The organism is Vicinamibacteria bacterium (assembly GCA_035620555.1).
Taxonomy (GTDB): Bacteria; Acidobacteriota; Vicinamibacteria; order Marinacidobacterales; family SMYC01; genus DASPGQ01.
In genome coordinates this window covers 1-8,875 of sequence record DASPGQ010000472.1, presented here as the reverse complement: position 1 = coordinate 8,875, position 8,875 = coordinate 1, and the positions used below count along the sequence as shown (strand labels likewise).

The window sequence follows — 8,875 nt, the reverse complement described above, 5'->3', positions numbered from 1 at the left end:
GCCGTCGGGATCGCGGCAGGCATCCCGCTGCCCTGGACCACGCCGACTCCCACGGGCATGCCCAAGACCGGTTTCCCCACGGAGAAGATGGCCCACGTGGCGGCTCACAACATCGTGAGCCAGATCAAGGGAAAGCGTCCTTCGGAAGAGAAGGCCTTCGGCGACATCCCCGCCGTGTGCGTGATGGATGCCGGCAACAACGGAGTGATGATTCTCGGAACCGGTATGCTGCCGCCGCGAAAGGCAGCGGTGATGATCCCCGGCCCGCAAAACCACGCCTTCAAGCTGGCTTTCGAGAAGTACTATCTATGGAAGATGCGCAACGGGCATGTGAATCTGCCGTAAGGTGTGCGTTCCGCCATCGGGACTCGTTCGCGAGCTCGCTCCACGGCATCTTTCGCGCCGACGTCGACGCTAACCAGGATCCGCTCCTGAATTCAGCGAATTTCCGCCTCTCTCACTCTGGACGACAGCGTTTCGTCACGCTCTCGTGACTCCCATCTCCTCGAGGCGCTTCTCCGTGGGGCGCAGCTTCTCCCGGTCCCCGGGCTGCAAGGCGGCGTAGTCGGGGTGAAAAACCCGAAGCGTTCGGGTAACCATCGGATTCTTTCCCACACCTTTGGGAAAGCGCACCGCGCGGCGAAAGGGAACCCTCTCGACTTTGGCCTTGGTGTCTTTAGGAATCAACGACTCCAGGATGTCTCCCAACCGGTCACGGATCTCGTCGAGCTTCTTCCCGTCCTCCGGCGTGAGCTTCTCTCCGATGGGAAGCTCGGCGTGGAGATTGAGCTCGAAGCCGACCTGAGTCGCCGCGCCTTTCTCCAGCTCGACCACGGTTTGAATGTCGTAGACGCACCTGTGTTCACGAATCCAATCGGAATACTCGCTCATGGCTCTTTCGCCTCCACGGCTGGCGGGGGTGGTGGCGGCTCGGCCTCCGCCGTTGGCCATCCGCCCCCGAGGGCCTTGTAGAGGCGGATGAGAGAATTGATGTGCTCGCTCATGCTCGCCGTCTCGTCGATCTCGGCGTTGAAGAGCGACCGTTGCGCATCGAGGACCTCGAGATAGGCGGCGACCCCGCCGCGGTAGCGTAGCTCGGAAAGCTCCAGCACCTTGCGCTCGGCCGCGACTCTCTCTCGCTGCGATCCGCGCTGCTCTCCGGCTTTCTGTAGGCCGATCAGAGAGTCCTCGACCTCCCGGAGCGCCTGCAGGAGCGTTCGCTCGTAGTCGTAGACCGCCTGGCGCTGCTGCGACTCCCGGACCTCGACCCGTCGCTTGTTCTTTCCCGCGTTGAAGATCGGCTGCAGCAGCCCCGCGAAGATGTTCCAGCTCTGGGAAGAACCGTCGAGCAGATTCTCGAGATCGGTGGACGCGAAGCCGTAGGCGCCGGTGAGGCTGATCCGGGGGTAGAGCATCGCCTTCGCTTCCCCGATCCGAGCGGTCGCGGAGACTAGCCTTTGCTCGGCCTCCCGCACGTCGGGACGCCGATCCAGAAGCGCCGCGGGAAGTCCCGCGGGCACATCGGGAGGAATCGGCTGATCCTCCACGGAACGCCCCCTCGGGACCGCTCCCGGGTTGCGGCCGAGAAGGAGCGAAAGCTCGTTCTCTTTCTGAACGACGAGCTTCTCCACCTCGTATACGAACGACTGGACGCGGTAGAACTCCGCCTCCGCCTGGCGCCAGTCCACCTCGGGAGTGACTCCTCCCTCGAAGCGCTCGCGAGCGAGCTCGACGTACTCGCGCCTCGACTCGAGCGTTCGCCTCGAGATCTCGAGCCTTCGGTCCAGGTCGCGGAGCTCCATATAGGCTCGCGCCACCTCGGACACCAGCGTGATGGTGACCGAGCGGCGCGCCTCCTGGGTTTGGAGGATGCGGGCGCGCTCGGCTTCGTTCGCCCGCCGGACGCGCCCGAAAAAGTCCAGCTCCCAGGAAAAACCAACGTCCAGATTGTAGAGCGCTTTCGTGTTGTCACGGTTCTCGCCCGTCTCCGGAGTGTGGGTGAGGCTTCCCTCGCTGAAGCGCAGACCGCCCCCGATGGCGCGGGCGTCCACCTGGGGGTAGAGCTCGCTCCGGCTGATTCCATAGAGAGCTCGGGCTTCCTCGATACGCTCGATGGCGATCTTGAGATCGCGGTTCTCTTCGAGAGCCGTGGTGATGAGCCTTCGGAGCTCCTCGTCCTGGAAGAGCTCCCACCACGGGACGTTCGCGATCGAGGCGTCGGCGGCCGCGAGCTCCCGCCACTTCTCGGGAGTGACGACCGGCGGACGCGCATAGTCGGGGCCGAGCTTGCAGGAGATGGCAGCCGACCACAGCGACAGGACCGCAACGGCGAGCCGAGCGCGTGCACGGAATGCCACCATCTCAGTGTGCCCCCTCGTGAGACGGCGCCGCCGCGATCGGAGTCTCTTTCTTCGCCTTGGATCGTCCGAGGCCCTCGACGAACGCGTAGTTTCCCGGGATGAGGAACACGCCCAGGGCGGTGGCGATGAGCATCCCGAAGAAAACCGCCGTTCCCATTACGTTCTGGGCGCCGGCGCCGGCGCCGGTCGCCTTCATCAGAGGCACCACGCCGAGGATGAAGGCAAAGGCGGTCATCAGGATGGGGCGGAACCGCAGCCGCGCCGACTCGAGCGCGGCATCCTGCAGCGACATGCCCTCTTCGTGCTTGACCTTCGCGAACTCCACGATCAGAATCGCGTTCTTCGCGGCGAGACCGATGAGCATGATGTTCCCGATCTGCACGTACACGTTGTTGTCGAATCCCAGGAGCCAGACGCCGAAGAACGCCCCGAGAACCACGAGGGGTGAGCCCAGCAGCACGGCCCACGGAAGACGCCAGCTCTCGTAGAGAGCGGCGAGAAGGAGAAAGACGAAAACGATCGCGGCGACCAACGTAGGAGCCGCCGGGGGCGCCGTCTTTTCCTGGTAGGAGAGCGAGGAGTAGGTGAAGCTCATCTCCGGAGGCATCGTCTCTCGGAACACCTCTTCGAGCGCCGCGAGCGCCTGTCCGGAGGCGAACCCCCGTCCGGGAACACCCTGGAGCTCGACCGAGCGAAGCAGGTTGAACCGATTCGTGAGCTCGGTTCCCGACTGCGAAGTGATGGTGAGGATCGTCGACAGAGGGATCATGTCTCCCGTGGTGTTGCTGCGGACGTAGATCTCACCGATGTCCTCTGGCTCGCGACGATAGTCGGCCTCGGCCTGTACGTAGACCCGGAACAAGCGTCCGAAGCGGTTGAAGTCGTTCACGTACGTGCCGCCGAGGCTCGAGGCGAGCGCCTGGAACGCCTCGTTGATGGGAACGCCGAGCTTTCGCGCCTTGTCGCGATCGAGGTCGACCTTGACCTGCGGGTAGAGCGGGTCGAAGGAAGTGAAGATGTTTCCGATTTCCGGCCTCTGTCGTGCGGCGGCCTGGAATTCCCGGCTGAGCTCGCCGAGCTGGTCCACCGAGAGGCTCCCGCTCCGGTCCTGAATGAGGAAGTTATAGCCGGCCGAAGCGCCGAAGCCGGAGATGGTCGGGATGTTGAAGGGGAAAATCACCGCTTCAGGGATGCGGGCGAACTGGCCTTGCCAGTTGGCCATGATTCCGCGGACGTGCAGGGCCTCTGTATGGCGCTCCTCCCAGGGATGGAGCCTGACGAAGAGCGTCCCGAAGTTGGGCTGGTAGGTGCTGGTGACGAGGCCGTACCCTCCGATGGTCTGGTAGGAGTCGACGCCCTCGGTCTTCGAGACGATCTCCTCGACCTGACCGAGGACCGCGCTCGTGCGCTCGAGAGAAGAGCCTGGGGGCAGGGTCACATTGATTCCGAGGATTCCCTGGTCCTCGTCGGGGATGAACCCCGCGGGGAGAGCCCCGCCGAAGAGCCCCGCACCAACGGCCACCACGAGCACGATCAGGATCGTGAGAATCGAGCGGCGGACGAGAATCTGAGCCCCTTTGACGTAGCCGTTCGTGGTCCGCTCGAACAGACGGTTGAACGCTCCGAAGAACCATCCGAGCGGACCCCGCATCGGCTTCGCCGGCCTCAGCAGCATCGCCGAGAGGGCGGGCGAGAGCGAGAGCGCGCTGAACGCCGATAGCAGAACCGAGATGGCGATGGTGAGCGCGAACTGCTGGTACATGCGGCCGGTGAGCCCGGGGATGAAAGCCACGGGAATGAATACCGCGGAAAGAATGAGCGCGATTCCGATCACGGGAGCCGACACTTCCTTCATCGCCTGGACGGTCGCGTCGCGGGGACTCTTTCCGTGCTCGATATGGTGCATCACCGCCTCGACCACGACGATGGCATCGTCGACCACGATGCCGATGGCAAGGACGAGTCCGAACATCGAGAGGGTGTTCACCGAAAAGCCGAGGACGGGGAAGAAGATGAACGTCCCGATGAGGGACACGGGGACGGTGATGAGGGGAATGATCGTCGCCCGCAGGTTCTGAAGAAAGATGAAGACGACGAGGGTGACGAGGATGACCGCCTCGATGAAGGTGTGGACGATCGACTCGATCGAAGCCTCCACCGCGGGAGTGGTGTCGTATACGATCTTGTAGTCCATATCGGCGGGGAAGAGCTCCTTCGCCCGCTCCATGCTCTGGTAGATCGCTTCGGCGGCCACGAGCTGGTTCGCCCCGGGAAGAAGATAGACCGCCATGGCTCCCGCGGGCTGCCCATCGAGACGGCCGAAGGAGTTGTAGTCCTGAGATCCCAGCTCCGCCCTCCCCACGTCCCTGACGCGGATCTGAGCGCCGGTTTCGGTTTCTCTAATGATGATGTTCTCGAACTCCTCGGTGGTCACCAGCCGACCGGGGGCGCTCACCGTATAGGTGAACTCCTGGTCCGGAGGCGACGGGCGCATCCCGACGCGTCCCGCCGGCGCCTGGAGGTTCTGCTCGCGGATGGCGCCGATGACGTCCGCGGGCGTGAGGCCGAGCTTCGCCATCAGATCCGGCCGCAGCCAGATACGCATTCCGTAGTCGGTGCCCCCGAAGAGGTCGACCTGGGCGATCCCCGGCGTGCGCAGGATCTGGTCACGGAGGTTGATGCCGCAGTAATTGATGAGGAAGTTGGCATCGTAGCTCCCGTTCGGTGAATAGAGCGAGACCACCATCAGAATGCTGGGGCTCTGCTTCTTGACGGTGACTCCCTGCTGAATGACTTCCTGAGGGAGCCGGGCCTGGGCCGAGGACACGCGGTTCTGGGTCAGGACGTTCGCCATGTCCTGGTTCGTACCCACGGCGAAGTTCACATCGAGCTGCATGCGGCCGTCGCTGGTGTTCGACGACTTCATGTAGATCATGCCTTCGACCCCGTTTACCTCCTGCTCGACCGGCGTCGCCACCGACTGCTCCACGGCCACGGCGGAGGCGCCAGGGTAGGTTGCGGTGACGCGGATCGTGGGAGGCGCGAGAAAGGGGTACTGCTCGAACGAAAGGCCCCGAAGCGTATTGAGGCCGAGGAGAACGATGAGGATTGAAATCACCATGGCGACGATCGGCCGCCGGATGAAGAACTCGGCCATGGGCTAGCTCCCTTCCTCGATCGTCACCGTCTCCGGGGTGACCTGGGCGCCCGGCCGGACCTTTTGCAGTCCCTCGACGACGACTCGTTCTCCGTTGTTGAGCCCCGAATCGATGACCCAGAGGGTCCCGATACGCTCCGCCGGAGTCACCATGCGGATGTCCACGGTGTCGTCGGGTTTCACCACTGCCACGTTGTAGATTCCCTGGAGCTCCTGGACCGAACGCTGGGAAACGAGGATGGCGCCTTTCTTCACGTCCACCGCGGCGCGCACCCGGGCGTACTGGCCCGGGCGAACGATGCGCTCGGGGTTCGGGAACGAGGCCTCGAGGAGGATGGTCCCCGTCTGGGGATCGACGTTTCTGTCCACGAAGACGAGCCGTCCCGGTTGGGAATGGACCGTTCCGTCGGCCAGCACGAGCTGGAACGGAGTCTCGGCGCTCTCGGCCGCCCGTCTCTCCTCCTGCCGTCTCGCGTAGTAAAGGTAATCTCGTTCGGCGATCGTGAATCGCACGTGGATGGGGTCGATCTTGGAGATGTGGGATAAGAGCGTGCTCTGACCGCGGCCCACGAGCGTTCCCGGGTAGACCTCGGTTTTTCCGATGAGCCCATTGTCCGGGGCGACGACCTTCGTATAGCTCAGGTCGATCTCGGCGCTTTCGACGGCGGCCCGGGCTGCCTCGACCGCGGATTCCTGCGCCCGTTCGACCGCGACCGCGGTCTCGTAATCCTGCCGCGAGATGGCGTTCTTCGCCACCAGAGGCTCGTAGCGGACGACGTCCTGATGGGCACGGGCCAGCTCTGCCTCCGCTCGGGCCAGGTTTGCTTTCGACTGCGAGAGCGCGGCCTCGAAGGGCCGGGGATCGATCGTATAGAGTAGCTTTCCCTTGCTGACGAACGTCCCCTCTTCGAAGTCGACGGTCTCGAGAAACCCCTCGACGCGGGCACGAATCTCGATCTCGGTGTTGCCCCGTGTCTGCCCGATGGCTTCGACGTAAATGGGAACGTCGCGGGTCAGCACTTCCGCCACCTTCACCGCCGGAGGAGGAGGGGGAGGTGGAGCTTCTTCCTTGCAAGATGAAAGCCCCAGCGCGGAAACGGCCCCCGCGGCATAGAATCGAATCAGTTTACTCATCACCCACACTTCCTCGTTTTGAAAGGCGGCATTATATGTCCGAAAGGCTTCGAGCCGTGCTTCGGCTCCTCATCGTCCTCGCTCCTATGTCCCAACACGGTTCGCTTTTGACACCGAGAGTTCTTTCGAAACGAACGAGCGCCGATGACGCCGACCGCGTATGTCCTAACAGTTTAGTGTCAGTACTCGACGAACATTCTCTGGATCTCCTTGGCCGTGGGCGGTTTCAGCAGGATGAGCCGCAGAAGAACCCGTGACTTCTGGGGGTTCAGGGTATCCGAGGCAATGAGCCCGAGCTCGTCGTGCCTCGGCGGGGATCTGCTTTTCCCCGAGTAGATCGCGTTCGGTGCGAAACCCCGCTTGAGGGAAGCTCTGCGAGCCGACGCCGAGTGAGAACATGGCGAGCACGGCGATGCGAGCGAATCTCATGACGTACCTCCTAAACTGGAATACAGCGAGCTCAAGACCAACGCGACGAGCGTGGCCGAGATCGTGGTCACCAGGCCCGGACGCATGAAGCTGTGGTTGATGAGAAACTTGCCGATCCTGGTGGTGCCCGTGCTATCGAGCGAGACCGCCGCGAGGACGGTCCCGTAAGTGGGAAGAAAGAAATAGCCGTTGACCGCGGGATAGACGCCGAGGAGGAGTGATGCGGGAAGACCGAGCGCGGCTCCCACCGGCATCAGGGTCACGACGGTGGCGGCCTGGCTGAACAGCAGGATCGAGAGAACGAACAGGCCCAGCGCGAAGAGCCACGGCTGCTGCTGGATGAGCCCGGAAAGGCCCGAGACGATGGTCTCGCGGTTTCCCTCGAAAAAGGAGGAGCCGAGCCAGGCGATGCCGAGGATCGAGATGAAAGCGGTGAGCCCGCCCCGCATGATCGAGCCCGTGATCGTGGCCTCGGCTCCGGCGCCGAAGAACGTCATGATCACGCCCGCGGTCGCGATCATCACGATCATGATCGCTGGGGGCATCTCGAGACCACCGGGCCGAAGGGCGGGAACGAGACCGAGCAGCACGACGATGGCAATCGCCGACAGGAACGCGAGCATGGAGCCTCGCGCCTTGCCGAGCGCGGATCCGGCGAGCTCGCCGGGGCGCCCCGCCGGCTGAATCTCGCCCCGTTGAAGCCGCGCTTGATACTCGGGATCCTCGGAGAGCTCTTTCCCCCGCCAGGCGACCGAGAGGGAGCCGAGGAGCACGCCCACGAGCGTCGCCGGCACCACGGTGGCGAGAACGCGAGGAAGGCTCACCTCCATCCCGGATAGGGCGCCGAGCATGGCCACGGTCGCCGCCGAGATCGGGGACGCGACGAGACCGTGCTGGGCCGCGATCACGCTCATCGAGAGCGGCCGTTCGGGCCGGACGTCGGCGTTGCGCGAGACTTCGGAGATGACGGGAAGAAGGGCATAGATGACATGCTGGGTCCCGGACGCCGCGATCAAGACATAGGTCACGAGAGGGGCCAGGAAGGTGATGTATTGGGGCCGCTTGCGCAACAGCTTGTCCGCAATGGACACCAGATAGTCGAGACCTCCCGCGGCCTGCATCGCCGCCGCGGCGGTCACGACCGCAACGATCATGCCCAGAACCTCGGAAGGCGGCTCGCCCGCGGGGAGCCCGAGAACGAAAACGAAAACAACCAGACCGATGCCGGCAATGGTTCCGAGCGCGATGCCCCCGAGCCTCGCGCCGATAACGATGCATCCGAGCAGGATGGCGAGGTCGAGCCAGATCATGAAGTCCGACCGGGACGAGGACGTAGCTCCATAAGCTCGTGTGTCCCGGGCCCCGAAACCCCTTCGGGACGATTCGCACCCATGATCCGGAGCCTACTGAAAGCTGGGGGAGGCCGGAACTCGTAAAACTACGGGGGCGACAACGAGAATTTACCGGTATTGTGGAGGTGAGGCGCTGGACTCGAATCGATTGGTTCGTTGTCCAGAGGCGAGCTGCGCGAACCCGCTCTGCATGCAAGGACGCATCGCGGGTCGCGCCGACGCTAGCGCCTGTGACTGGGAAAACCGGAGCGCGCAGGCCTGGTTCAGGTAGACTTCTTCTTCTTTGCCTCTTTCTCGAGCTTCTTGTCGAACTCCTTGACCATTTTCTCCACCATCTTGTTGATCTTCTTCTCGAGCTTCTCGGGGTTCGCGTCCACGGTGTCGGTAGCCGTTCCTCGGAAAATGAGCTTCTTTTCCTTGGGCTCCCAAACGTCGACCACGAG

The 8,875-nt window shown here is 63.5% G+C and carries 7 protein-coding genes; 1 reads left to right on the top strand and 6 read right to left on the bottom strand.

The genetic code is table 11. The features are described 5' to 3' along the window. On the top strand, nucleotides 1-345 hold a 345-nt coding region (locus VEK15_19055), incomplete at its 5' end, for a hypothetical protein (protein HXV62806.1). 135 nt (nucleotides 346-480) lie between these two features. Here the strand turns inward: VEK15_19055 and VEK15_19050 are convergent. The 6 genes from VEK15_19050 to VEK15_19025 form a co-directional block, all read right to left on the bottom strand. Further along, a complete protein-coding gene (locus VEK15_19050) occupies nucleotides 481-891 on the bottom strand; it encodes a hypothetical protein (protein ID HXV62805.1) in 411 nt (136 codons plus the stop codon). Continuing rightward, nucleotides 888-2,360 (bottom strand): efflux transporter outer membrane subunit, encoded by a 1,473-nt coding sequence (locus VEK15_19045; protein HXV62804.1) that lies wholly within the window; start codon nucleotides 2,358-2,360, stop codon nucleotides 888-890. The genes VEK15_19050 and VEK15_19045 overlap by 4 nt, the downstream gene beginning before the upstream one ends. Before the next feature lies 1 nt (nucleotide 2,361). After that, a complete protein-coding gene (locus VEK15_19040) occupies nucleotides 2,362-5,517 on the bottom strand; it encodes a multidrug efflux RND transporter permease subunit (protein ID HXV62803.1) in 3,156 nt (1,051 codons plus the stop codon). A 3-nt stretch (nucleotides 5,518-5,520) separates the two neighbouring features. Further along, entirely contained in the window at nucleotides 5,521-6,651 is a 1,131-nt protein-coding gene (locus VEK15_19035; protein ID HXV62802.1) for an efflux RND transporter periplasmic adaptor subunit, read from the bottom strand. A gap of 425 nt (nucleotides 6,652-7,076) precedes the next feature. Continuing rightward, nucleotides 7,077-8,390 carry an anaerobic C4-dicarboxylate transporter family protein gene (locus tag VEK15_19030; protein HXV62801.1) on the bottom strand — a complete coding sequence of 438 codons (1,314 nt, stop codon included), beginning with the start codon at nucleotides 8,388-8,390 and terminating at the stop codon, nucleotides 7,077-7,079. Between the two features lie 305 nt (nucleotides 8,391-8,695). Next, on the bottom strand, nucleotides 8,696-8,875 hold a 180-nt coding region (locus tag VEK15_19025; protein HXV62800.1), incomplete at its 5' end, for a DUF4136 domain-containing protein.

Bases quoted from the DNA above. Each gene is read 5' to 3' on its own strand.
- VEK15_19050 (HXV62805.1), bottom strand. From the start codon at position 891: ATGAGCGAGTATTCCGATTGGATTCGTGAACACAGGTGCGTCTACGAC.
- VEK15_19045 (HXV62804.1), bottom strand. From the start codon at position 2,360: ATGGTGGCATTCCGTGCACGCGCTCGGCTCGCCGTTGCGGTCCTGTCG.
- VEK15_19040 (HXV62803.1), bottom strand. From the start codon at position 5,517: ATGGCCGAGTTCTTCATCCGGCGGCCGATCGTCGCCATGGTGATTTCA.
- VEK15_19035 (HXV62802.1), bottom strand. From the start codon at position 6,651: ATGAGTAAACTGATTCGATTCTATGCCGCGGGGGCCGTTTCCGCGCTG.
- VEK15_19030 (HXV62801.1), bottom strand. From the start codon at position 8,390: ATGATCTGGCTCGACCTCGCCATCCTGCTCGGATGCATCGTTATCGGC.